This is a genomic window from Oleiphilus sp. HI0079 (assembly GCF_001635105.1).
Window position 1 is genome coordinate 1 of sequence record NZ_LWFT01000992.1, and the last position, 1,013, is coordinate 1,013.

At 47.4% G+C, this 1,013-nt stretch carries 3 protein-coding genes; 2 read left to right on the forward strand and 1 reads right to left on the reverse strand.

The genetic code is table 11. The features are described 5' to 3' along the window. The coding region (locus A3750_RS18050) for an NAD(P)-dependent oxidoreductase (RefSeq protein ID WP_304440213.1) at positions 1 to 409 on the forward strand (409 nt) is incomplete at its 5' end. 129 nt (positions 410 to 538) lie between these two features. Continuing rightward, entirely contained in the window at positions 539 to 766 is a 228-nt protein-coding gene (locus A3750_RS18055) for a hypothetical protein (protein WP_068451054.1), read from the forward strand. A gap of 67 nt (positions 767 to 833) precedes the next feature. Here A3750_RS18055 and A3750_RS26350 read toward each other — a convergent pair. Beyond that, a partial coding sequence (locus A3750_RS26350) for a putative solute-binding protein (protein WP_231871872.1) occupies positions 834 to 1,013 on the reverse strand: 180 nt, incomplete at its 5' end.

A 1,013-nucleotide genomic window follows, 5' to 3' on the forward strand; every position in this document is an offset into this window, starting at 1 on the left:
TCAACAGACTCAAGACAGAACGCCCTGGAGCACATTTTTAGAAAAGTGCGATGTCATTTCCATACACTGTCCGCTGACACCCGAGTCAAAGTACCTTTTCAACCAAGAAACGCTCTCTTGCATGAAGCAAGGCGCCCTGCTGATCAATACAGCGCGCGGGGGCATTGTTCATGAAGAGGACTTGCTCGAGGCGCTTCTCTCAAAACACCTCAGAGGCGCTGCGCTGGATGTACTCGAACAAGAGCCGCCGGCAACGAACCACCCTCTCATTTCTGCCAAGCTACCCAACCTTCTCATTACGCCGCACTCCGCGTGGATTGCTACAGAATGCAGACAGCGCCTAATGGATGGCGTAACCCAAAACATCAAAGCCTTTCTCAATGGCAGCCCAAAGAACGCTGTAAATTAAGCAGCGCGTACTTTTGCTTTGCCCTTTTCGAAACGAAAGCGAGGCTGCGCTCATAGAACTGTCGCCTATGTCTCTCTCATGAGCTTGGCAATCCGCTAGAATGCAGGGGCAATTAAAGGAGAGTGACACGTGACCGAGCCAACAAATTCATCTAAGAACCTCAAGAGAGCCTGCGAGCTCATCAGCCACCTACTCATTGCTGTATGTGTCTATTTTGCATGGGCCGAGCAGTTCATCTGGTCGATCGTCTGTATCGCGGGCATCCTTTTGTTCAGCAATCTTCCTGCTTTACTAAACAAAGATGGCAAAAAGGCCAAGCTTGATAGAGAACTCGAAAAAGAACTTAGAAAGCTCTAAGTGTTAAGAACGAAAAAAGCGCCTAATGAGGCGCTTTTTTCGTTCTTCTATTTTTAAGTTACAGCGCTTACTCTTTCACCGAGCATTCTTTGGCTGAAGGATCATATTTACAACGGATTTTCCAAAGAATCGAGATCGCTTTTTGGTCGTACACTTTCTCATCCCTCAGTGCTAAACGAACCTTCTTGATCATATCTTCATATTCTTCCTTGATCGGCCCATCAATGTTGACCCAATACTTGGCAGG